Source organism: Natronococcus pandeyae, assembly GCF_008122205.1.
GTDB classification, from domain to species: domain Archaea; phylum Halobacteriota; class Halobacteria; order Halobacteriales; family Natrialbaceae; genus Natronococcus; species Natronococcus pandeyae.
In genome coordinates this window covers 1-22,330 of record NZ_PHNJ01000004.1, presented here as the reverse complement: position 1 = coordinate 22,330, position 22,330 = coordinate 1, and the positions used below count along the sequence as shown (strand labels likewise).

Genomic DNA, 22,330 nt, shown 5'->3' with positions numbered 1-22,330 from the left:
CCCTCAGAGCGCGGAGTTCGCGTCGGACGGCGCCGGCGTTTCGAGACCCGACTCGAGCGTAAAGAAGAACGTCGACCCCTCGCCGAGTTCGGAGTCGACCCAGATCTCGCCGTCGTGGCGCTCGACGATCCGCTTGCAGAGCGCGAGCCCGATGCCCGTTCCCTCGTGTTCCTCGTGGCTGTGGAGCCGATCGAAAATTTCGAAGATGCGCTCCTGGTCGTCCGGATCGATGCCGATACCGTGGTCGCGGACCGAAATCTTCCACTCGTCGCCCGCCTGTTCGGCGGAAATGTGAATTCGAGGTGGCTCGTCGCCGCTGTACTCGGTTGCGTTGCTCACGAGGTTCTGAAACAGCTGCCGGAGCTGACTCCGATCGCCCTCGACGCGGGGGAGTTCCTCGGCCGTGATCTCGGCGCTTTCCTCCTCGATACACACCTGCAAATCCGTCAGCGCGTCCTCGAGCACGTCGTCGAGGTCGACCGGTTCGAACGGATCGCCGCGCGTGTCGACCCGCGAGTACTGCAGCAGGTCGTCGACCATCACCTGCATCCGGTCGGCGCCGTCGACGGCGTACTCGAGGAACTCCTCGGCCTCGTCGTCGAGGTCGTCGTCGTGGCGATCCTCCAGCAGCTGCAGGTAGCTCGAGATCATCCGCAGCGGCTCCTGGAGGTCGTGCGAGGCTGCCGACGCGAACTGGTCCAGCCGCTCGTTCGACGCTTCCAGTTGCCGAACCGTCGATTCGAGTTCCGCCTGCGTCTCGGTTAGCTCGTCGTTTTGCCGCTCGAGTCGGTCCTGAACGCGGCGCAGCCGCTCGTTCTGCCGTTGAACGTCCTGCTCCCGCGAAATAGCCCGTGCCTCGTGGATGCCGATGCCGAGGCCGGCGATCGAACCGATCGCCAGCGCGACCGCTCTCGTCCCGAACGTGAACTCGTACGGGACGCCGGGGTGAATCACCCGCAGGAAGAGGAAGACGAGCATCACGCCCACCCCGGCGAGGCTCCAGACCGCGATCCGCGGATAGAGTTCGGGATCGAGGTCCGAACTCGAGAGCCAGTTCCCGACGTACAGGAACAGCGCTCCGGTAAAACCGAGCAATATGAAGTCGATGAGCGCCTCGAAACCCGAACCGCCGCTCGCAACTTTGAGCAGCGATTGGCCGGCCGCAACGGCGATAAGGAGAACTCCCAATACGGAGACGTAGCGTGATCGCCGCGCCATTTCACTCCTCTATGCCGTGATCGCATATGAGCAGTGCGGTCAGGCCCGTCGATGCGCGAGTCACGGACGAGAATACCGGCAATGTCGACGATACCGACGGCGCCGAACACTCGGGTAGTCTCGAGAGACGGGATCGCGATCGATAGCTACGCGGCGTTATTTTCGCCGTTCAGGAGCACGCAATTCCGAAGACGAGAAACGGGAGACGATAGACGTCGGATCGATGGCGACGACTCGCAGATAACGGTTACACCGGCGACGGAAACGACGCGATAAACGCCGACGGAAATCCCGAATTTACCACCGGTTCGGGCGCCGTCGATGGGGACCTCCGCCTCGAGTGTATCCGTCGACGAACGGCCGGTACGGAGGTCGATCGGGAGTAATGGAGTCGGAGTTCGGTTCCGGCGACGGCCCGAAACGGTCGCCATGGAACCGTCGCGGATCAGCGCCGTTCGGGTCTCCTCGCATGCACTGCTTGTGACTGTTTCTCACCGGTCAACTGTCCCTAACTCCCAGATAGCAATGACCGAAAAAAAGGTTGTCCGGTGTATGTCCGATTGGTCCCGACGATCCCTGATGACGACCGGTGCAACGCTCGCGACTGGCAGCCTGCTCGCCTCGATCGGTGCGGCTACGGAGGGCGATCGGCCGCTCCTCGAGGAGCCAGCGGGCTGGTCCTCGTACGATGGGAACGCGCGGAACACGCGCTCGCGGCCGTCGATGAGCAGCATCGAGGCTCCGGAGACGATCGCCTGGCAGTACGACGAGAACGGCTCGCCGGTGATCGTCGACGGGACCGTTTACTTGCAGACGAACGGCGAGGTGCACGCCCTCGACGCGGACGACGGGAGCCAGCTGTGGACGAGCAGCGACGTCGGCGCGAGCGAGACGCCGGCGGTCGCCAAAGACGCCGTCTACACCGCCGGGTCGAAGTTGACGGCGCTCTCGACCGAGACCGGCGGAGTGCAGTGGTCGGTCGAACTCGACGTCGAGGAGTCCGTCACCAGTCCGACGGTCGCGTTCGAGACGGTTTACGTGATCGTCGACGGAACGCTCCGCGCGTTCGACGCGGCCGACGGCACGCCCCGCTGGGAGCGCGATACCATGGACGTCGCGTACTCGCCTCCCGGCGACGACTCCTCGAGCGACTACTCCTACGGGTTCAGCACCGACGACGGAGCCATCGCTGCGTCGAACGCGACGGTCTGGGCGTTGCTCGACGAGCGGCGCAACGGGGGGATCCCGGGGACCGACGCACTGGCCGCGATCGATCCCCTGACGGGAGAGGCACAGTGGACGGAGCACCTGGAACTGGGTACCGTCGCCGACGGACTCACGGCGATCGAGGGGACGCTCTTCATCGAGAACGGTGTCGGCGAGGAAGTGGTCGTGTTCGACACCGAATCCAGGGAACGCAAGCGGACCATCTCGGACGCGTTCGTGACCGCGGCGACCGAGGACGCCGTGGTGACCCGCGGCCGGAACGGCCTCGAAGTGACGATGTCCGGTTCGTCGTGGAGCGAGGAGACCGTCGACGGCTTCGGCGCGCCGGTGATCGTCGGCGATACGATCGTCGTCGGCTACACCGCAGACACGCAGAAACCCGATATGATCCGCGGTCTCGATCTCGAGGACGGCACCGAGCGGTGGCGACTCGAGTTCGACGAGCGCCAGTGGATGAGCGGCTTCGGCGTCGAGGTTATCGTCGGGGACGATATCATCTGCATCGACCGAGCTGAAGGGCTGACCGCCCTTCGATCCGCCGACGAAGGTGACGCGAACGACGAGGAGGAAGCGGAGGAGGACGAAGACGAAGCGGACGACAACGAAACCGGCGATGAGGACGGCGACGAGACCGAGAACGACGGCGACGAGACCGAGAACGACGGCGAAGAGGGCGACGACGAGACTGGTGAGGAGGAAACTGACGACGGCGACGAGACCGAGAACGACGACGGCGGTGAGAGCGAAAACGACAACGAGGAGTCCGAGAACGACGGCGACGAGTCCGAGACTGACGATGGCGCAGGTGAGACCGACGACACGGCGGAGGAAACCAGCGACGAGCCGGACGATGAGTCCTACGAAAGCGGCGAGGAAACGGACGGTGACGAAGCGGACGAAGGCGAAGCCGCCGATGAGGACGGCGACAGCGGATCGAGCGGAGGTGACGAGCACCAGGACGACGAGTCCGGTAACGGCGGAACGGACGACGACGGAACCAGCGGCGAGGACGACAGCGAGACCGGTGGCGAGGACGACAGCGAGATCCAAGACGACGACGAAATCGAAGAGGACGACGAAGAACCCGAAACGGCCGACGAAGCGGATAACGACGGAGCAGCTGCCGACGACGGAACGGACGACCCCGACGAGATGCCCGGTTTCACCACCGGTGCAGGGATCGCCGGCGGCGCGATCGGCCTCGAGTGGCTCCGTCGACGGGCGCAGGACATCGGGTGAGAGTAACGTCCTCGAGGCGCGGTCGAGCGCGGGGGCTGAACGACCGGATAACCGTCTGCGCACAACCGGTCACCGATTCGAAAGCGGGTGAAACGATTCCGACACGAGCAACTGGGTTCTTATCAACGTGGTAATAATACGCCCGCCTCACATCGGTGCAGGCATGCCAGATTGGCATCGGCGATCCGTGCTGGCGACTGGAACAGCGCTCGTAACTGGAAGTGTCCTCGTTGCCGGGGCGAGCGGCGAAGAGGAACAGCAGCCCGACGAGAACGACGGTGACGAGCCCGACGAGAACGGTAGTGATGAGCCCGACGAGAATCTCGAACTCGAGGTCGACGCTCCCGAGGCGGTCCCGTACGAGGAGGAGGCCGACCCGACCGAAGACGCCGCCGACTTCGACATCGAGGTGACCAACCGCGGTCCCGAAACGACCGAAGTCGAGGTCTCGCTCGAGATCGGCCCGATCGACGAACCGGTCTTCCTCGAACTCGAGGCGGGCGAGTGCGATACCGCTCACTACGGGGTCATGAGCAGGGACCTCGGCGTCGGAGAACACGACTGGACGGTCACCGCCAACGACGAGACCGAGACCGGTACGCTCACCGTCTACGAGGAGGAGCAGGACTGCTGACTGGTATCGAATTTCAGATCGTGGGGTCTGGTTAGTGTCGCTGTCACGACCATTGGACCCTTCGAGTTCGGCATTTCGCGACTGTTTTTATAGGGAAACGTGAATTAGTAGAAGGATAGTAATACAATAAATCTGGATTGAGGTGTCTATGACCGACTGGTATCGACGATCGGTGGTGGCTACTGGTGCAGCACTCGCGACTGGCACCGCCCTCGCTTCGGTGGGAGCGGGGAGTACGAACGACGGACCAGCGCTCGAGGAACCCGAAGGGTGGACCTCTCACGGCGGAACGGCTGGGAACACTCGGCACGTTCCGTCGGCGGGCGGCTTCGACGAACTGACGGCGGTCGCCTGGCAGTACGAGCACAACGGACTGGCCGCAGTCGTCGACGGAACCGTCTACCTGCAGACGAGCGGCGAACTACACGCCCTCGACGCGGACGACGGCACGCTCCTGTGGGTACAACAGGAGATCAGCGCCGCCGGAACGCCGGCCGTCGACGGCGACGCGGTCTACGTCGGTGGTGCGGAACTGACGGCACTCGAGGCGTCGACGGGGGAGGTTCGATGGACGGAAGCGTTCGACGACGGGGCATCCGTCCCCGCGCCGACGGTCGCGTTCGGAGCGGTCTACGTGGCCGTGGACGGAGCACTCTACGCGTTCGACGCGGCCGACGGTTCGCTTCGCTGGGAGCGAGAGTTCGTCGGGGTGACCCATCAGCCACAGGATCGGAACGGTCCCAGGGAGTTCGCCTACGCGTTCAACAGCGGCTACGGCACGGTAGCCGCGACTCACGGGACGATCTGGGCGCTGCTCGACGAGCGGCGCAACGAGGGACTCGCGGGGACGGACGCGCTGGTCGCGCTCGATCCGCTGACGGGCGAGACGCGGTGGTCCGACCACCTGGACACGGGCCACCTCGGGAACGGACTCACGGCGACCGAGGAGCGACTCTTCATCGAGGATCCGGCGGAAGAAGGTGTGATCGTTTTCGACGTCACCTCGAGGGAGAGCGTAGGGATCGTTTCGGATGCGTTCGTGACCGCCGCAACCGACGAGACGGCGATCACGCGCGGTCGGCACGGACTCGAGGCGATTGGGCCGAGCATCTCGTGGGATGCCGCGGCGCCGTACGTGTTCGGTACCCCGACGATCGCCGGCGACACGGTCGTCCTCGCCCACGACAAAGACGACTCCTCGAGGGTCGACGAGATCGTCGGACTCGAACTCGAGGACGGGAGCGAAAAGTGGGCGTTCGAGTTCGACGAGAAGCAGTGGAGTGACGGCTTCTCCGTCGAATGTATCGTCGACGACGGAGTGGTTTACGTCAACCGCAACGAAGGGTTGACGGCTATTCGACCGGCCGGCGACGGCGAGGACGATGCGGACGACGGAAACGAAGCGGCGGACGACGAAGGCACTGAGACGGGCGAAGCGGCGGACGAGGACGGAGAGGAGGACGACGAAGGCGAGAGCGAAGAGACCGATAGTACCGCGGACGACGAACAGTCCGGTTCTGACTCCGAACCGGACGACACCGAGACGGAGGAACCAGTCGAGACGGACGACGGGGACGGAGGGGACAGCGTGCCTGGCTTCACCGGCGGTGGCGCTCTCCTCGGCGGCGCGGTCGGTCTCGAGTGGCTCCGTCGCCGAGCGAGCAGTAAGGAAACGGTCGAGAAGTAGCAGTGCTCCCTCGCTGAGAGCGACAGGCGACGCGACTGTTCGACGCCGACGGTAACGCGGCGCCCGCCTTCCTCAATACTCCCGAGGCGGGTTTTCGGAAATCTGATCGAATATCCCGACTGTTTCACGGAGTTTCGGCAGATCTCTCGTTCGAAACAGTTGTATCTGGTCCAATTCCGGCATAGCGACCTGATAGTAATGCTACTAGTCGTGGTACCGCCAGTATGTCACGCTGGCATCGCCGATCCGTACTGGCGACTGGTGCAGCGCTTACGACCGGGAGCGTGTTCGCTTCTCTCGGAGCAGGGGCAACCGAATCGGACGAAGAGCTGCCGTCGCTCGGGGAGGCCGACGGCTGGTCGTCGAGAGACGGGGGTCCACGAAACGACCGAAAGTCGGCGACCGGCCTCGAGCAGCCCGAAACTGTCGCCTGGCAGTACGAGAGAGGCGGTCGTCCGGCGATCGTCGACGGGACGGTCTACCTCCGGACGGGGTCCGAACTCCACGCACTCGACGCGGCGGACGGCTCGCTCCAGTGGGACCGGGACGGCCTCGGAACCCACTGGAGCGAACCGACCGTCGCCGGGGAGTCCGTTTACGTTGGCGGCGACCGGTTGCGAGCGCTCAACGCCGACACCGGCGAGGTTCGCTGGGAAGCGGAGTTCGACAGCGACGAGTCGGTGCCGTCGCCGTTGGTCGCCTACGGCACGGCCTATCTCCTCTTCGAGGGATCGCTCTACGCGTTCGACGCGACCGACGGATCTCGGCGGTGGAAGCGCGACTCCGTCGAGGCCGAAGGATACGACGGTGAGAAACACCCGCATTCGTTCTACAGGCGGCAAACGGGCGTCGTCGCGACGAACGGGGCGATCTGGGCGTCGCTCGACGCGCCGGGCGGGTTGGCCGAACTGGATCCGCTGACCGGAAAGACGCGGTGGACCGGGCGTATCGACGTGGGCGTGGACAGTCTTGCCGCGACGGACGAGACGCTTCTCGTCCAGAGCTCCAGCGAGGAATCGGTCCAGATCTTCGATATCGAGACCAGGGAAATCGAGAGGGGGATCAGTGACGCCTACGTGATGTCCGCCACGAACCGGGCGGCGGTCACGCAGGGGCGATACGCGATCAGACGGACTACGCTCGGCGAGGAGACGGCGGGCGACGAGTGGAGCCTCGACGGATCGTACGCCCACGGCGCGCCGGTGATCGCCGGCGATACCGTCGTCGTCGCTCACAGCCACTCGAGACCGGGAGCAGACCAGCGAGAGGGCGACAGGATCCTCGGGATCGATCTCGAGGACGGGAGCGAGAAGTGGGCGTTCGAACTCGAGGGGGATGTCTGGAGCGACGGTGCCGACGTCCCGTTCCTCGCCGTCGAGGGCGAGACGATCTACACCCAGAGAGAGGACGGAATCGTCGCCGTTCGGCCGGCCGACGACGGCGGAGACGAGGGCGAGGGCGATGACGGCGAGGACGAAGGCAAAGACGACGACGGGGACGAGAGCGAAGACGACGAGAACGGCGACGAAGAGTCGGACGAAGAAGCGGAGACGGGAGACGACGAGACCGACGAACCGGCGGAAGGCGACGAGGACGAGGAGTCGCCCGGCGACGGTGATGAGGAGCCGTCGGACGACGAGGAGACGACGGACAACACCGAGGACGGGGAGTCGGACGACGAGGGACCGACCGACGACGGTGACGAAGAGCCATCGGAAGGTGAGGAGGAACCGGCGGACGACGACCACCATGCCGACGAAGAGGATGACGGTGAGTTCGAAGGGGGTGAAGACGACGGCGAAACCGGAGCCGATGAGGACGACGGGGCCGGTGGCGATGATGCGACTGACGAAGACGACGGTGATGACTCGACTGGCGACGACGCACCGGCCGACGGAGACGGCGATGACCCAGCCGACGAGGACGATGACGAAACCGGCGCAGACGCCGAAGACGACGGCGACGACGATACGGACGTCGGCGGTGATGCGGACGACGAAGACGGCGACGGCGAGACCGACGAAGCGGACGACCCTGCGGACGAGACGGACGACTCCGAGGGGATGCCCGGCTTTACGACCGGCGCGGGCATCGTCGGCGGCGCGCTCGGCCTCGAGTGGCTCCGCCGTCGGGCCACCGAGGATGCCCCGGAGAACGCCGAGTAATCGTCGGCCGCCTCGAGCGCGTCACGGCTGAGTCTCGCGTAACTCGCGGCGATAGCACGGGACGAGGGCGCGGGGAAGACACCTACTCCTAAGCCTCGCCGGCACCCACGAGTACGCATGACCGAGCCAGATCGGAACGCCGAACTCGCGCTCCTGCTCGAGGTTGCCGGGACCCCCAAACCCGGCAACGTCGACCGTCACCGCGACCTCGACGACCTGCGCTTCGAACACTTCCTCGCGGGCGCCGTCGGCGCTCGCGACGGCCTCGACCTGGCGGCGAGCGGCGCAGCGGTCGGCCCGGCGTTCGAGCGTGCCGTCGAAGGGATGGCTGCCCAGAAGGGCGGCAACACCCAGTTCGGCGCGCTCCTGTTACTCGTGCCGCTCGTCCGGGCCGCCCGCGACGACCTCTCACAGCCCGTCGTCGAGTCGGTTCTCGAGGGAACGACCGTCTCCGACGCGGCCGCGTTCTACCGCTCGTTCGAGCACGTCGACGTCTTCGTCTCGGAGCCGCCCGAGACGATGGAACCGCTCGACGTTCGCCGCGGGGCCGACGCGATCCCGGCGCTCGAAGACCGCGGCCTGACGCTGCTCGACGTGATGGACCGGAGCGTTCCCGGCGACGACGTCGCCCGCGAGTGGGTCACTGGCTTCGATCGCTCCTTTACCGCCGCCGAACGGCTCGCCGCGGCCGACGGACCGATCCTCGAGCGAACCGCGTCGGTCTTTCTCTCCCTGCTGGCGGAGCGGCCCGACACCCTCGTGGCGAAACGCAGCGGGGAGGCCGTCGCGGCGGAGGTGACCGAACGCGCCGCCGAACTCCACGAGCGCGACGCCGTCGAGACGGACCGCGAGGCGGTCGAGGCGTTCGCCGACGAACTCGTCGACCGCGGGATCAATCCGGGGACGACGGCGGACGTCACCGCGGCCGGACTGTTCATCGCCCTCGAGCACGAAACGATCACGCTATGAGCGACGATCCGGGGTCAGAGGGGGCGAACGCGAGCGCCGAGACGGTCGAGTGGCCCGTTCCGCTCGAGGGCGTCACCGAGTCCGTCGTGACGACCCTGGGACCGAACGGCCGGTGGAACGCCGCCGCACTCGGACTGTTCGGCGACGATGACGATGACGACGATGACCGGGGTCCCGTCACCGCGACGACCTGGGGAAACACTCGGACTCGTCGGAACTTCCACCGCCAGGGAGAGGGCTACGTCCAGTTCACCGTCGACCCCATCGCCTTCGTCGACGCGGCGCTCTCGATCCACGAACTCGAGGAACCGGTCCTCGACTCGGCGAACGCCTGGGTTCGGGTACGGGTCGAGCAGGTCGATTCGGGAACCGAGGAGGAGACGGGCTGGGAGAAGTGGGAGCTTCACCCCCTCGAGTCCGAAATCGTCTCGGAAACCGTGCCGACGATCGACCGCGGCTTCGGCGCTGTGATCGAGGCGACCGTCGCCGTCTCGCGGCTCGGTGTAGAAGGGTACGACGAAGGGGAACTGCGCGAGCGCCTCGGGTACTGCGCGTCGGTCGTCGACCGTGCCGGGAGCAAACGGGAACGAGACGCACTCGAGCGCGTGCGCGAGTACTCGGAGTGGTGACAGAGTGGAGACGCCGACCGCCGTATCCCACGCCGGAAATCCGCGATACTGGACCCGCCGCAGAACGAATGGCTTTAGGGCGCGCTCGAAGAACCACCCTGTATGGCAATCAAACCGGCCTACGTCAAGAAGACCGGGAACCTGCTGCTGGAGCGGTACCCGGACGCGTTCACGACCGACTTCGAACAGAACAAGGACAGCGTGGATAAGCTCACGAACGTCGAATCCAAGGGCGTTCGCAACCGAATCGCCGGCTACGTCACGCGGAAGAAAGGCGCCGAAACTGCAGCGTAACTCGATTCTCGACTCGAACGAGGTAGTTCGAGAAGACACACTGTACTCGAATCCCGAGAGCCGTCAGTAGCCGCGAGTCGAACGCACGAGTCGAAGAACAGTCGTTCGGTATGCCGAGTGTCCAGCTAGTGTTCGTCGTCGAAGCCGGGTTCCATGTAAACCGCCGCGACGAACGCCACGAGACCGACAAATAGCCCGGCGAGAAGACCGACCATTCCCGTGAGAATCGAGAGCTCTGTTCCGACGACGGGAAGGGCCATATCCTGGTACCCCATCACCATGAAGCCGATTCCGATCAGGAGCGCGAGCGCCGAGAGGACCGTCGCGCCGGTGCTGAACGTCGTATCGAACAGGCCCAGATCGCCGGTGTTTGCGGTCGAACCCGTCATCGGGACCACCCCGAATCGCTGGCGGTGACGACGCGTCGCTGAACGGTTGTCTCGGCGTCCGCTGCCGACGCGAACCGGACCGGATCGGTACTCGAAACGCGTGGATCCTGGTAGTGCATCGGTCGATACCTCCCACTCCGTTTTCTTAATTTCTTCTATGCGGTCGTCTGCCGACGATCACCACCGCGGACAGTTCACTCGGCTGTGACGACGCCACGGCAGTCGCGGAAATCCAAACCGTTTTGCGGTCACAACTCCGAGGACGGGAAAATGGCAGTACGAGTAGGCCTACTCGGCGCAACCGGTGCCGTCGGGCAACGACTCATTCAGCTTCTCGAACCACACCCGGAGTTCGAAATCGCCGCACTGACCGCGAGCGAATCGAGCGCCGGCAAAACGTACCGACAGGCCGCGAAGTGGCGTGTCGATACCCCCATCCCGGACGACGTCGCGGGGATGACCGTCTCGGCGACCGAGCCGGACGCGGTGCCCAACGACGTCGACCTGCTGTTCTCCTCGCTCCCCTCGAGCGTCGGTGCGAAGGTCGAACCGGCGTTCTGTGAGGCGGGCTACGTCATGTCATCGAACTCCTCGAACGCGCGGATGGACGACGACGTGCCGCTCGTCATCCCGGAGGTCAACGCCGAACACCTCGACCTCCTCGAGGTCCAGCGCGACGAGCGCGGCTGGGACGGCGCGATGGTCAAGAACCCCAACTGTTCGACGATCACCTTCGTCCCTACCCTCGCCGCGCTCGCGGAGTTCGGCCTCGAGAAGGTCCACGTCGCGACCCTTCAGGCCGTCTCTGGTGCCGGCTACGACGGCGTCAGTTCGATGGAGATCATCGACAACGCCATCCCGTACATCGGCAGCGAGGAGGACAAACTCGAGACCGAGTCCCGCAAACTGCTCGGTACGTTCGACGGCGCTGAACTGAGCCACAACAGCGTCGAGGTCGGCGCCTCCTGTAACCGAATCCCGACGATCGACGGCCACCTCGAGAACGTCTGGGTCGAGACCGAAGACGATCTGACCCCTGACGAGGCCGCCGAGGCGATGCAGGAGTACCCCTCGCTCGACCTGCGCTCCTCGCCCGAACAGCTCATCCACGTCTTCGAGGAGCCAGACCGACCGCAGCCGCGACTCGACCGCACCCTCGGCGACGGAATGGCGATTGCTGCCGGCGGACTACGCGAGTCGACGTTCGGGCTGCAGTACAACTGCCTCGCGCACAACACGATCCGCGGCGCCGCCGGCGCGAGCGTCCTGAACGGCGAACTGCTGCTCGAGAACGGCTACCTCTAGGCCGCGTTCGAGTTCTTCGCCGCCGTTTTCGTCCCGTCCGTCATTTCGTTCGGCAGTTCCTCCTCGAGTCGGAACGCCGTCGTTCGCGCTCGAGAAGGGGACTCCCTGCCGAACCCGCCGTCGCCACCTTCACAGTTTGGCGGGGTGCACAAATGCGTCTGGTCGCTACACCAGGTAATGCTTCCCGCCATCTCGGATCCGGAATCCCTGACGACGCCCGCGACGGAATCTCGTGACGAGAGCGGTTCGACGTTCGATCTGCTCGCGGATCGCCGCCGCCGAATCGTCCTCCGCTACCTCGAGACGGCCGACTCGCCCGTTTCACTGGGCGAACTCGCCGACCACCTCGCGCTCGAGGAACGACCCGGCGAGAACGGTCCGGTCGCCGACCTGGGTGATGCACTCCTCGGAACGCGCCGCCGCATCCGGATCTCGCTGCGTCACGTCCACGTCCCGAAACTGGCGGAGGCCGACGCCGTCGAGTTCGACCTCGAGACGAACACCGTCTCTCTTCGCGAGGGCGGAACGGAACTTCTGTCTCGACTGAATTCGATCGACGGACCTGACGACGAGTAACAGCCCGAACTGCTGTCGGCGTTCGGTCGTCGCCTTCAGGACTCGTCCTGTGGCAGGGCGACGACCGGCACGGATCCCTCCTTGACCAGCCGTCTCGCCACGTCGCCGGTGAGCAACTCGGCGAGTCGGTTCCCTTCGCGGGCGGTGAATACGACGGCGTCGGCGCGTTCCTCCCGCGCAGCCTCGAAGATCCGTTCGACGACGTCGGTGCCGTAGATGGTCTCCGTCTCGAGCGCGCTAGGCGCGTCATCGAGCGTCGCTCTGACCCGTCTGAACATGTCGTCTGCGTGCTCCTCGCGCTGTTCCATCGGGGCCTTGTCGATCCCGCCGCCCGCTTTCTCGATGACGTTGACCGCGATTACCGTGCTGTTCGGCTCGAGGTGTGGCTTGAGCCCGGCGGCGGTTCGTTCGCCGTCCTCCGGATCGGCCACGGGAACGATCACCGTCCCGTCGAACGTGAGCGTCATCGGCTCACCTCCAGGGCCGAGTTGCAAGTAGTGAGACGATACGGGAACGTCGACCGAGCGGTCGCTCGCGCTTCCATGGTCGGAGTGTCGTTCGCCCTGATAAAAAAGATGCACGCGGAACTGGCGAGGCCCGCCGGAAAACCGACCGCGCTCGAGGCCGCTCAGAGAGTGACCTGGTTCTCGAGGTCGGCATCTGACCCCTCCGTGTCGAACCGGCGGACGTTCTGGGCGACGATATCGGCCAGTCGCTCGTAGTACTTCGGCGTGTGGCCGGCGTTGTGCGGCGTGATCTGAACGTTCCCGAGGTTCCACAGCGGGTGATCTTCGGGCAGCGGTTCGGGATCGGTGACGTCGAGGGCGGCGCCGCGGATCCAGTTCGAGCGCAGCGCGTCGACGAGCGCGTCGGTGTCGATCACCGGACCGCGGGCGACGTTGACGATCACGGCCTCGGGATCGAGCGTGGTCATGGCGTCGTGATCGATCAGGCCACGGGTGACGTCCGTGAGCGGGCACGCGAGCACGAGGTAATCCGTTCTGGCGAGCGCGTCGTGGAACGGCTCCTCGTCGAAGCCGACGACCTCGTCCGTCGGGCCGCCCTTCTCGGGCGAGTAGCGGACACCGATCGTGTCGACGCCGAACGGCTCGAGTCGCTCGCAGACCGCCTGGCCGATCGCGCCGAGGCCGACGACCGTCACGGTCGAGCCCTGGAGTTCGTGGGCCTGGTAGTGGCGCCACTCGCGCCGGCGCTGTCTGCGCTCGGCGACGTTGAACCGCCGGGTGAAGTAGAGGATCGAGCCCAGGACGTGTTCGCCGATGTTCGGGCCGTGGACGCCCGAGGCGTTCGTCACCGTGACCTCGCGCTCCTCGAGCCGGTCGAGCGGCAGATGGCCGGTACCGGCGTAGGCGCAGGCGAACACCTCGAGGTTCGTGGCGGCCTCGAGCAACTCCTCGTCGAGGACCATCCCGGTGACGAAGCGGGCGTCCTCGATCGCTTCGCGCTCTGTGCCGGGCGTACGGGCGAGTTTGACGGTTCGATCGGGGAGTCGGTCCCGGAGTGCCCCAGCGTACTGTTCGATCGGTATCCCGTGGGTTCCCTTTCGGAGGACGAGCAGATCCGGATCGTCGGTCCCACCGCGTGACGTCGTCTCGTCGGCAGCGGTCATATCAGTGGCGTCGACCGGTGTCGTGAAAAACGTTCAGTTCACGGGGCTCCGTTGCTGACAACACGATGGTTTTTCGATACGAGTTTCAGGCAGTTTAATATGGCCCGCTGAGACCCAACCGAGTATGGAACGCGTTGACGTCGCGATCGTCGGCGGCGGGCCCGCGGGTAGCTGTGCTGCGGAGCGGGCCGCCGCCCACGGCGCCGAGACGGTCCTGTTCGAACAGGGTGTGCCGCGGGAGGACCGAACGGACCTCGGCCCCGACTCGACCGACGCCGCCGGCATGCTCGACTACTGGATCGACATCATGAATTTCGACTATCGGGAGATTCCCGACGACGTCATCCTACAGGAACTCGAACTCACCGAGTTCGTCGGCCCCGAGAGTCGGCTCGAACTACGGACCACGGGAATCGACGCCGAGTATCCACACTTCGGCTACACGTTTCACCGGGCCCGCATGGACGACTGGCTCCACGAACGGGCGACCGACGCGGGTGCCGACCTCCGTGTCGGAACGGGCGTGAAATCTCTCGAGACCGACCTGCGAGCACAGGGTGGACCGACCCACACACTGACGCTCTCGAACGGCGACCAGGTCGAGGCCCAGTACGTCGTCCTCGCGGACGGCCCACAACGGCGGATCACGCTCGAGGCGCTGGACCAGTTTACCGCCCCCGGTCGGAGCGTCTCGGAGTACCTCTCGCCACCTGAGGCGAACCACATCGCCTACCAGGAGTACCGGGAGTTCCCGGAGGAGCTGTTCGCAGAGTTCGAGGACACCCTCAAATTCTGGTGGGGGTACATGCCCGGCGAGACCGCCTACCCGTGGGTGTTCCCCAACGACGGAACGGTCGCCCGCGTCGGCCTGACGATGCCCATCGGGATGGATCTCGAGGACGTCCCGAACCCCGGCTCGTACAAGCTCCTGGAACCGACCGACGAGCAGATTCCGTCGGGATCGGAGTACATCCGACGGCTGCTCGAGCGGGAGTACGGCGACGAGTACGACATCGAAGTGGACATCCCGATCGTCGAGGACCGCGGGAAGTCGAAGGGAACGGAGACGTATCCGATCTCCTCGACGCGGCCGATCGAATCTCCCGTCGGAGCGAACATCGCCGTCGCAGGCGGTGCGATGGGGACGACTTCGGCGTTCCACGAGGGGGGCTACCACGTCGCGGTTCGCACGGGGAAGATCGCCGGCCGACTCGCCGCAACCGACTCACTCGAGAGCTACAACGACGTCTGGAAGCGCGCGATCGGCGACGAGATCATCCGCAACGTGGCCTTCGCCGACATCGTCGAGGAGTACGAACCCGACGACTGGGACCGAGCGTTCGAGACCGTCAACGAGATGCAGGGCACCGAAAAGAGCGGGGCGATCATCGAGCGAGGGTACGCCGCCGGAATCGCCGCGACGAAGCTCCTCGCGGCCTACAAGAAGCGAAAGTTCTCGTACCGCGACGGCCGTTACGTACAGCTCACCGAAGACGAGTACTTCTACTGATCGGCGGTACCTTTTCGGGATCGACGTGGTATCGGGGGTATGGGAACAGGGACCGGGTCCGACTCGTCCCGAGAAGACGGGTTACAAGCCGACAGCGCCGGATACGGGCCACACAATCCGCCTCCGGAATCACACGGCGGGCACGACGATCACGAACACGTGAGCAAGTGGCCGCTCGTCGCCGCGCTCGGCGCCGGCGGGCTCTACAGCGGGGTCGCGATCGCCCTGCTCGGGGCCGCTGCCGGCGTTCTCCCCCCAGTCGTCGGCGTCGTTCTCGCCGTCCTCGGAACGATCGTCCTGCTGGCCGGCGTCGCCGGCTGGGTCGACCAGGCGTTTCTCGGCGCGGCTCGAGAGGGGCACGGAAAATCCCGCGAGTCGTACGTCTCGACGACGCTGCTCTTTCTGGCGACGGACGTCTCGACGTTCGGCGCGCTGTTCGTCTACTACTTTTTCGTCCGAGTCGGCGGCTGGCCACCACAGGAGTTGCCCCCGCTGTTGACCTCGCTGGTCCTGGTCAACACGCTGATCCTGATCGCCAGCAGCGTCACCTTCCACTACGCACACGAGGCGCTGCACGACGATAACCGGCGGCGGTTTCTCGGACTGCTCGGGACGACGCTCGTTCTGGGGATCGTCTTCCTCGGCGGCCAGGCCTACGAATACTACGAGTTCGTCGCTCACGAAGGGTTCGCGCTCTCGACGGGCGTCTTCGGGAGTGCATTCTACGGGCTGACGGGTCTGCACGGCCTGCACGTCGCGCTGGGCGTCGGTGGCATCGCCGTGGTCTTCTGGCGCGGGCTCCGGGGTCACTACGGTCCCGATCGGGACACCTCCGTCGCGACCGTCTCGCTGTACTGGCACTTCGTCGACCTCGTCTGGGTGTTCCTCGTGGTCGTCCTCTACGCCGGCGCCGCCCTGTGACGGCGAAGGGTCCGAATCACCTCACGGAAGATCGTCGCTACCGGGATCGGTCTCGAGGATGCGAAGCGTGCCGTCCGGGCAGTCACAGAGCGTCGGCTGTCCAAGCGGTTTGAGCGTCCCATTGGACTGGCGCTCGACGATTCCGATCTCACCACACTGTTCACATCTCGCCGCGGCTCGTTGTTTCTCGTCGTTATCAGCCACCGGGTTCACCTCGGGAGGAAATCACGTACGAGGTCCAGTGGAAAAAAGCCACAGTGCACAGCCACCGACCCCAGACGAGAACGGACCGGTCACTGCGCGTCGGCGTCAGTCGATTCGAGAGACTCGAGGCGCTCGAAGCACTGGATGATCCGATTTCCGCGAGCCTTCGTCAGAGGGAGAATCAGGTTTCCAACAACGGGTTCACGCCGACCCGATCGGAGCCACAGACGGCCCGAACTCGGTCGACTCCGCCGGAAGTCACCGCTGGATTCGTTCCTCGAATCCGGCCATTTTCCGGTAGATCGGCGGCGTCAATACGCCGGCCACCCCCAGGAGAATCCCGATGACACCGATCGGGAACAGCAGTGGTTCAGCCTCGAGACAGGAGTTCAGTGACGCGATACGGACGTAGTACCGGTCGTCGTTGACCTCGACGACGGCACCCTCGAGCAGGACGTCCTCGTTCGCCATCTCACCCTCGACCGTGGCTTCTTCGAGCGGGCTGTCGATGGCCTCCTCGAGCGCGCGCTGCTCGGCGTCCGAAAGCTCCTCGTACTCGAGATCCCCGACGGTCGACGACGGCCGCTCGTCCGCTCCGAGGGCACGGATCTCGATATCCGGATCGCCACAGAGGCCCAGGGTATCCTGCATGACGACGTAGCCGCCGAGAATCGCGAGCGGGATTCCTACGGCGATCAGGAGAACGCCGAGAAACGGCGCCACGTACGTGAGGAACAGCGACTCCTCGGACTCGGTCGGTTCGCCCTCGATCTCGATATCGTCCTCGGCGGGACCGTCACGCTCGGGTGGGTCGTCCGAGCTCATGATTGCTCCTCCGGCGGCGCCGGATGGCGACCACCGAGATACTCGATCGTCCCGGCGAGACCGAGCCCGTAGACCCAGTGGGAGAGCAACACGAACAGCAGGTACGCGACCAGTTCGAGCCCCGTCTGGCCGGTGTAGAACCCGATGACGAACCCCGAGGCGATGACCGTCGAGTACCAGAGGCCGGTGATCAGCGACAGTTCACCCGGCAGGTACTCACCGAGCGCCAGGAACAGCAGGGGCCAGGTCGTCATCCCACCGGCGAGAAAGACCGCGTATCCGAACGTGGCGTTCGCGGGGAGCCCGACGAGCGTGGCCAGATCGGCGAACGACTCGAGGTCGAACGCGCCGAGCAACACGGCGATGGCCAACACGCCGGTCATAAGCATCGTTCCGACGAAGCCACCGATCGCGCCCGAACTGGCGTCGTTGACGACGGTTCGAGCGACCGGCACGATCCGGCCGTAGAGCGACGGCGGCTTCTCCTCCTGGGCCGGCACGTAGGTTCGACGAACCTCCGTGGGCTCGCTCGGGGGGATCCCGCGCTCGCGCTCGAGTTTCTCCTCGAACCACTGCCACTCGCGGGTGAACTGGTTCGTCGACTTGAGATCCCAGGGGTCGGCCGTCTCGACAGGTTCGCCGCGGAAGTACGACCAGAGCATATTGTAAAACCACAGGAGAACGCTGAGTCCGATGGTGTACGAGCCGACCGTGGCGACGACGTGTAGCATCTGGAAGTCGGCCGGATAGGTCGCGTACCGACGGGGCTGCTCCAGGAATCCGAGTGCCATGAGCGTCATAAACGTGATCGCCGAGCCAACGACGAGCAGGGACGACTGGAACAGCGCCAGCCGTCGATCGTAGAGCCGTCCCGTCAGCAGCGGATACCAGTAGTAGCTCGCCGCGAACATCATCAGAGGGATGATCCCCATCACGATCAGGTGGAAGTGACCGACGACGTAGTAGGTCCCGTGGTAGACGATGTCGATCGGAATCACCGCGAGGAAGATACCAGTGACGCCGCCGACGATGAACAGTCCGATCGAACCGACACAGAGGATAGTCGGGGCGGCGAGTTTGACGTCGCCGTTCCACATCGTGGTGATCCAGTTGAACACCTTGATCGCGCTCGGAACTGCGATGGCGATCGAGGTGGCCATAAAACTCGCCCGGATGCGGGGATCGATCCCGGTCGTGAACATATGGTGGGCCCAGACGCCGAACGAAAGGACCCCGATAGCGATCGTCGAGTAGACGATAAACTTGAAGCCGAACAGTTTGCGGCCGACGAACTTCGGCAGGATGAGGCTCATCAGCCCCGTTGCGGGGAGGAAGATAATGTACACCTCCGGATGACCCCAGAACCAGAACAGGTGCTGCCAGAGGATGGGGCCGCCACCCTCGGTGGCGAAGAAAGTCGTCCCGAAGTTCCGGTCGAACAGCAGCATGAGCAGGGCGGTTCCGAGCAGCGGAAACGCGAAGAGGGCGATCCCGCTCGTGACGAGCATGGTCCACGAAAAGATGTCGAGGTTTGCCCAGCCGACGTCGTCGGCGCGCTCGTAGACGATGGTCGTCACGAAATTGATCGCTGCGATCGTGGTAGCGATGCCACTCAGGTGAAGCCCGAGCAAGAGGAAGTTGATCTGTGGATCCGGCGTCGTCGACGACAGCGGCGCGTACATGGTCCACCCGATCGCCGGCTCGCGTAACGCGAACAGGATCGAGAGCCAGCTCTCGGGGACGACCAGCGCGAGCGACTTGCCCGTCACCTCGGCGATGATCCCGAGCCTCGAGAGCAAGAGCGCGGGCGGAAGCATCCAGAATCCGACGGCGTTGAGACGCGGGAACGCCATATCGTCGGCGCCGATCAACAGCGGCAGGAAGTAGTTCCCGAGTCCGAAAAAGACCGGGGCGACGAAGAAGATGAGCATCGTCAGCCCGTGCATCGTGAACAGTTCGTTGTAGGTCTGTTCCGTCCAGATATCGGCAGCGGGCGTCAGGAGATGCGTACGGAGCATCATCGCGTCGATGCCGCCCCAGACCGCCGCAACCGTCCCGAACGCGATGTAGAGCAGTCCGATCTCTCGATGGTTCGTCGTCGTCGTCCAGCGGATAGCGGCCGCTTTCGCCTCTCCCCAGGTCAGTTGCCGCTCACCGACGACCGGGTATCCGCCGTCGGGTGAGGGGTCGGTCTGCAATCGACGTGCGACGTAGAGCGTCAGGAGACAACCGAACAGAACGATGGCGAACAGAGAGAGTTGTACCAGTGCCCGACTCATCCCCTCGGTCCTCCATCGTCGGTGCGACCCTGGCCACGTCGATCGCCGGCATGCATACCCGTTCGCTCACCACCGACTCCAATAAAAGTGAACCTCGATCGGTATCCGCCACCGGAGTTCGCCAATAATACATCTGTTTCGAGAACATTCATCAATCCCTGTATTTCCGATCATTAATAGTGGAATTATAACAACCCAGTCATTGAATCCCCGGCAATGGATAGTCGCAGATCGACGATCGCCGTCGCTGTCGCCGGGACCCTCACAGGATTGCTCACCCTGACCGGGACAGTTGCGGCCCAGTCCGAAAACCGCGACCTTATCGACGGGCTCAACTACCAGCTCCTCTACGTCGCGCTTCCGCTCACGCTGTTCGTGCTGATGATTCTCGTCTACGCCGCCGTGAAGTTCCACGACAACGACGACCCGAAGCCGACCGCCGAGGATCCCGCGCTCGAGATCACCTGGACCGCAGCGACCGCGATCATCCTGCTGTTCGTCGGTATCTCGGGGTACAGCGTGCTCGTTAGCCCCTACGTCTCTCCGTCACAGCCCGCCGATCTCGCCGCTGATGGAACCGGCGACGAGTTCGGCTCGATCGAGGACCTGCCCGAGACCGACGACGAGGAGTTGATCGTTCGAGGGTACCAGTGGGGCTGGGAGGCGACCTATCCGGAGGCGGACGTAACGACCCAGAACGAGATCGTGATACCTGCCGACGAGGACGTCACGATGTGGCTGACTGCCGACGAGGTCATCCACTCGCTGTTTATTTCGGATCTCGGTGCCAAACAGGACGCGTTCCCCGGTGAGTACACGCGACTGCGGACCAGCGTCTACGAGACCGGCCAGTACGACGCCGTCTGTACCGAATTCTGCGGTGCCGGCCACTCACGAATGTCTGCAGACGTGATCGTCGTCGACCGGGAGACCTACGACGAGTGGCTCGAGGAGAACGAAGGTGAGCAGGCGACGGCACCGGACACCCCCTGAACGAAGACTTAAACCGCTCACGTCCCTAGTTCGAGTGCGTGCCATTAGTCCCCGTCCGAGCAAACCCATTCGGGTGCGATGACAGTACGGCGAACCCAGGCACGCGACATACAGCGACGATTCCAACCGGAATCGACTTCGACGGTTTACCGCCGTCACACCCGGGAACGTGTCCCTGTTCCCCGCCCGGCACGAGGGTTAGCCAGCCGACGCGGCATGCCGCCACGGAATGACGCTGGACGTTAGTGTTCCGGGCGATATTTCTGTGCTCCGACGCCAGTCCCCGAGTGGCGACGCTCCCACGGCATCGTCTCGACGGAGTTCCCTGGCGAGAGCGACGAACTCATAAAACAGGGTGACCGCCACGTTCGCGGTCGACCGTGAGGCCCGATCGACCATACTGGAGTTGCGAGAACCCAGCCGAAACAGCCTGAGCGTCGGTATTCTTATTTGTGACTCGTTGATCGATCAGAGAGGACGACGTCACGCCTCCGCTTTCGTCTGCGGTTCGCCAGTAGGCGGGTCCGAGAGCCGAACGGACCCAGTCCCATCGACGTGAACGGTGTATCCCTGGTAGGTGAACGATACCGAAACCGCGCCGTCACTCGACTCGAGGAGTGACTCGAGGGCATCCGTATCGATCGATTCATAGAGCGGGGGATGCAGATCGATCGACGTGAGATCTTCGCGTTCCGCGATCCGTTCTGCGATCACGAGTGGGAGCTCGTTTGCGTGCGCCATAGCTTTCGAGCCATCGGTCTGATACATAAATTCCGGGGACCGTGATCGGACGCACGTCTGACAGCCGTCAGACAGCCATCGAATAGCCGAAGCGAAAAGCGAAGCGTCGATCTCGACCAGATATCGTCCTATTCGCTCGAGGAAGAGTTCGGAGACGTTTCTGTGAGTGGATCACTGTAGAGAACCGAATCGACCGACTCCTCGTCGGCGACCGGACCATCGTCGAGGGCTCGCGCACGTTCGACCGAGTCACGAACCGATTCGAATCCATCGGCAACAGCCAGGTCTCCGCTGCGGTGGTCGAATTCGATGATGCCTAAATCTGCAAGTCGTGGGAGGTGATTGTGGATCAGTGACGCCGTAACGGTCTGTTTCTTCTCTTCAGTCACTGATTGCACGGGTTTCTCTGCTTCCCATGCGGTTATCTTTTTACTAAGTTTATCGACGTTGGTATGTTGGTTTTCCAGAAGGTAGTACATAGCGTACCGACAGCGTGACCGAGACAGAAGTTCGAAAGCAGTGTCGAGGTCGGCGTGCTCCGGCTCTGGCATACACAAGCTGTTGTTACTACACCTACATAAGACCGAGTCCAAATATATTAGGGAGGGATAGATCGTTGCTGTATGTGAACTATTATCCAATTTCATGCCAAGGCGAGACACGCTCTCTTTTTCGAGGTGTAAACAGTGGTAATACGGTGTTGTCACTGATCGATAAAGTAAAACCCACACAGAGCCGCTGCTTTGTGTGAGTGATGGAACCGGGCAGTGGAAGGACCACTCCCCGGACGGTGCGACCGCTGGTCGGTCGCGTGATGAATGAAAGTATGAGTGGAGGCGGCGAATCGGATTTCCCAGAGGCTCGCGCACTCCAGTACTCGCCGAAACGCAGGCGG

At 64.2% G+C, this 22,330-nt stretch carries 21 protein-coding genes; 12 read left to right on the top strand and 9 right to left on the bottom strand.

Features of this window, described 5'->3' with window-relative positions:
• Positions 1–3: 3 nt before the first annotated feature.
• A complete protein-coding gene (locus CV102_RS09010) occupies positions 4–1,218 on the bottom strand; it encodes a sensor histidine kinase (protein ID WP_148857603.1) in 1,215 nt (404 codons plus the stop codon).
• Between the two features lie 579 nt (positions 1,219–1,797).
• On the opposite strand from CV102_RS09010, the gene CV102_RS09005 reads away from it, so the two are divergent.
• The 7 genes from CV102_RS09005 to CV102_RS08970 all read left to right on the top strand — a co-directional run bounded on the left by CV102_RS09005 (position 1,798) and on the right by CV102_RS08970 (position 10,062).
• Positions 1,798–3,684, top strand: a complete 1,887-nt coding sequence (locus CV102_RS09005) for an outer membrane protein assembly factor BamB family protein (protein ID WP_187432905.1) — start codon at positions 1,798–1,800, stop codon at positions 3,682–3,684.
• A gap of 163 nt (positions 3,685–3,847) precedes the next feature.
• On the top strand, positions 3,848–4,318 hold the full coding sequence (locus CV102_RS09000; RefSeq protein ID WP_148857598.1) for a hypothetical protein: 471 nt from the start codon (positions 3,848–3,850) through the stop codon (positions 4,316–4,318).
• A gap of 175 nt (positions 4,319–4,493) precedes the next feature.
• Positions 4,494–6,005, top strand: a complete 1,512-nt coding sequence (locus tag CV102_RS08995) for an outer membrane protein assembly factor BamB family protein (protein WP_233710653.1) — start codon at positions 4,494–4,496, stop codon at positions 6,003–6,005.
• Between the two features lie 224 nt (positions 6,006–6,229).
• Entirely contained in the window at positions 6,230–8,170 is a 1,941-nt protein-coding gene (locus CV102_RS08985) for an outer membrane protein assembly factor BamB family protein (protein WP_148857596.1), read from the top strand.
• A gap of 117 nt (positions 8,171–8,287) precedes the next feature.
• Positions 8,288–9,139: a triphosphoribosyl-dephospho-CoA synthase gene (locus CV102_RS08980; protein WP_148857594.1), complete on the top strand. Its 852-nt coding sequence runs from the start codon at positions 8,288–8,290 to the stop codon at positions 9,137–9,139.
• Positions 9,136–9,768, top strand: a complete 633-nt coding sequence (locus tag CV102_RS08975) for a DUF447 domain-containing protein (RefSeq protein ID WP_148857592.1) — start codon at positions 9,136–9,138, stop codon at positions 9,766–9,768. The genes CV102_RS08980 and CV102_RS08975 overlap by 4 nt, the downstream gene beginning before the upstream one ends.
• A 102-nt stretch (positions 9,769–9,870) precedes the next feature.
• Positions 9,871–10,062 (top strand): 30S ribosomal protein S17e, encoded by a 192-nt coding sequence (locus tag CV102_RS08970; RefSeq protein ID WP_148857590.1) that lies wholly within the window; start codon positions 9,871–9,873, stop codon positions 10,060–10,062.
• A gap of 125 nt (positions 10,063–10,187) precedes the next feature.
• On the opposite strand, the gene CV102_RS08965 is transcribed toward CV102_RS08970, so the two are convergent.
• The gene (locus CV102_RS08965; RefSeq protein WP_233710652.1) at positions 10,188–10,451 is read right to left on the bottom strand and encodes a hypothetical protein; all 264 of its coding nucleotides are present in this window, start codon (positions 10,449–10,451) and stop codon (positions 10,188–10,190) included.
• 270 nt (positions 10,452–10,721) lie between these two features.
• On the opposite strand from CV102_RS08965, the gene asd reads away from it, so the two are divergent.
• Both asd and CV102_RS08955 read left to right on the top strand, forming a co-directional pair.
• Positions 10,722–11,756 carry an aspartate-semialdehyde dehydrogenase gene (asd, locus tag CV102_RS08960; protein ID WP_148857586.1) on the top strand — a complete coding sequence of 345 codons (1,035 nt, stop codon included), beginning with the start codon at positions 10,722–10,724 and terminating at the stop codon, positions 11,754–11,756.
• A gap of 177 nt (positions 11,757–11,933) precedes the next feature.
• Entirely contained in the window at positions 11,934–12,332 is a 399-nt protein-coding gene (locus CV102_RS08955; protein ID WP_148857584.1) for a DUF7344 domain-containing protein, read from the top strand.
• 35 nt (positions 12,333–12,367) lie between these two features.
• Here CV102_RS08955 and CV102_RS08950 read toward each other — a convergent pair whose 3' ends face one another.
• Together CV102_RS08950 and CV102_RS08945 are read right to left on the bottom strand one after the other, a co-directional pair.
• A complete protein-coding gene (locus tag CV102_RS08950; protein ID WP_148857583.1) occupies positions 12,368–12,799 on the bottom strand; it encodes a universal stress protein in 432 nt (143 codons plus the stop codon).
• Positions 12,800–12,960: 161 nt separating this feature from the next.
• Positions 12,961–13,962, bottom strand: a complete 1,002-nt coding sequence (locus CV102_RS08945; RefSeq protein ID WP_148857581.1) for a D-2-hydroxyacid dehydrogenase — start codon at positions 13,960–13,962, stop codon at positions 12,961–12,963.
• A gap of 124 nt (positions 13,963–14,086) precedes the next feature.
• Between CV102_RS08945 and CV102_RS08940 the strand changes: the two genes are divergently transcribed.
• Both CV102_RS08940 and CV102_RS08935 read left to right on the top strand, forming a co-directional pair.
• Complete coding sequence (locus CV102_RS08940) at positions 14,087–15,472, top strand: NAD(P)/FAD-dependent oxidoreductase (protein WP_148857579.1); 1,386 nt, start codon at positions 14,087–14,089, stop codon at positions 15,470–15,472.
• Positions 15,473–15,511: 39 nt separating this feature from the next.
• A complete protein-coding gene (locus CV102_RS08935; RefSeq protein WP_148857578.1) occupies positions 15,512–16,393 on the top strand; it encodes a cytochrome c oxidase subunit 3 in 882 nt (293 codons plus the stop codon).
• Between the two features lie 21 nt (positions 16,394–16,414).
• On the opposite strand, the gene CV102_RS08930 is transcribed toward CV102_RS08935, so the two are convergent.
• The 3 genes from CV102_RS08930 to CV102_RS08920 all read right to left on the bottom strand — a co-directional run bounded on the left by CV102_RS08930 (position 16,415) and on the right by CV102_RS08920 (position 19,701).
• A complete protein-coding gene (locus tag CV102_RS08930; RefSeq protein WP_148857576.1) occupies positions 16,415–16,597 on the bottom strand; it encodes a hypothetical protein in 183 nt (60 codons plus the stop codon).
• Positions 16,598–16,855: 258 nt separating this feature from the next.
• Positions 16,856–17,422: a hypothetical protein gene (locus CV102_RS08925; protein WP_148857574.1), complete on the bottom strand. Its 567-nt coding sequence runs from the start codon at positions 17,420–17,422 to the stop codon at positions 16,856–16,858.
• Positions 17,419–19,701: a DUF6789 family protein gene (locus tag CV102_RS08920; protein ID WP_148857573.1), complete on the bottom strand. Its 2,283-nt coding sequence runs from the start codon at positions 19,699–19,701 to the stop codon at positions 17,419–17,421. Before CV102_RS08920 ends, CV102_RS08925 begins: the two co-directional genes overlap by 4 nt.
• Before the next feature lie 216 nt (positions 19,702–19,917).
• Here CV102_RS08920 and coxB point away from each other — a divergent pair, with 216 nt between their 5' ends.
• Entirely contained in the window at positions 19,918–20,694 is a 777-nt protein-coding gene (gene coxB, locus CV102_RS08915; RefSeq protein ID WP_148857571.1) for a cytochrome c oxidase subunit II, read from the top strand.
• A gap of 483 nt (positions 20,695–21,177) precedes the next feature.
• Here coxB and CV102_RS08910 read toward each other — a convergent pair whose 3' ends face one another.
• Positions 21,178–21,435 (bottom strand): HalOD1 output domain-containing protein, encoded by a 258-nt coding sequence (locus CV102_RS08910; protein WP_148857570.1) that lies wholly within the window; start codon positions 21,433–21,435, stop codon positions 21,178–21,180.
• A 128-nt stretch (positions 21,436–21,563) separates the two neighbouring features.
• Complete coding sequence (locus tag CV102_RS08905; RefSeq protein ID WP_148857568.1) at positions 21,564–21,986, bottom strand: DUF7344 domain-containing protein; 423 nt, start codon at positions 21,984–21,986, stop codon at positions 21,564–21,566.
• Positions 21,987–22,330: the final 344 nt, after the last annotated feature.

Excerpts from the sequence above, each read along its gene's own strand:
- CV102_RS09010 (WP_148857603.1), bottom strand. The coding sequence starts at position 1,218 with ATGGCGCGGCGATCACGCTACGTCTCCGTATTGGGAGTTCTCCTTATC.
- CV102_RS09005 (WP_187432905.1), top strand. The coding sequence starts at position 1,798 with ATGACGACCGGTGCAACGCTCGCGACTGGCAGCCTGCTCGCCTCGATC.
- CV102_RS09000 (WP_148857598.1), top strand. The coding sequence starts at position 3,848 with ATGCCAGATTGGCATCGGCGATCCGTGCTGGCGACTGGAACAGCGCTC.
- CV102_RS08985 (WP_148857596.1), top strand. The coding sequence starts at position 6,230 with ATGTCACGCTGGCATCGCCGATCCGTACTGGCGACTGGTGCAGCGCTT.
- CV102_RS08980 (WP_148857594.1), top strand. The coding sequence starts at position 8,288 with ATGACCGAGCCAGATCGGAACGCCGAACTCGCGCTCCTGCTCGAGGTT.
- CV102_RS08975 (WP_148857592.1), top strand. The coding sequence starts at position 9,136 with ATGAGCGACGATCCGGGGTCAGAGGGGGCGAACGCGAGCGCCGAGACG.
- CV102_RS08970 (WP_148857590.1), top strand. The coding sequence starts at position 9,871 with ATGGCAATCAAACCGGCCTACGTCAAGAAGACCGGGAACCTGCTGCTG.
- CV102_RS08965 (WP_233710652.1), bottom strand. The coding sequence starts at position 10,451 with ATGACGGGTTCGACCGCAAACACCGGCGATCTGGGCCTGTTCGATACG.
- asd (WP_148857586.1), top strand. The coding sequence starts at position 10,722 with ATGGCAGTACGAGTAGGCCTACTCGGCGCAACCGGTGCCGTCGGGCAA.
- CV102_RS08955 (WP_148857584.1), top strand. The coding sequence starts at position 11,934 with ATGCTTCCCGCCATCTCGGATCCGGAATCCCTGACGACGCCCGCGACG.
- CV102_RS08950 (WP_148857583.1), bottom strand. The coding sequence starts at position 12,799 with ATGACGCTCACGTTCGACGGGACGGTGATCGTTCCCGTGGCCGATCCG.
- CV102_RS08945 (WP_148857581.1), bottom strand. The coding sequence starts at position 13,962 with ATGACCGCTGCCGACGAGACGACGTCACGCGGTGGGACCGACGATCCG.
- CV102_RS08940 (WP_148857579.1), top strand. The coding sequence starts at position 14,087 with ATGGAACGCGTTGACGTCGCGATCGTCGGCGGCGGGCCCGCGGGTAGC.
- CV102_RS08935 (WP_148857578.1), top strand. The coding sequence starts at position 15,512 with ATGGGAACAGGGACCGGGTCCGACTCGTCCCGAGAAGACGGGTTACAA.
- CV102_RS08925 (WP_148857574.1), bottom strand. The coding sequence starts at position 17,422 with ATGAGCTCGGACGACCCACCCGAGCGTGACGGTCCCGCCGAGGACGAT.
- CV102_RS08920 (WP_148857573.1), bottom strand. The coding sequence starts at position 19,701 with ATGAGTCGGGCACTGGTACAACTCTCTCTGTTCGCCATCGTTCTGTTC.
- coxB (WP_148857571.1), top strand. The coding sequence starts at position 19,918 with ATGGATAGTCGCAGATCGACGATCGCCGTCGCTGTCGCCGGGACCCTC.
- CV102_RS08910 (WP_148857570.1), bottom strand. The coding sequence starts at position 21,435 with ATGGCGCACGCAAACGAGCTCCCACTCGTGATCGCAGAACGGATCGCG.
- CV102_RS08905 (WP_148857568.1), bottom strand. The coding sequence starts at position 21,986 with ATGCCAGAGCCGGAGCACGCCGACCTCGACACTGCTTTCGAACTTCTG.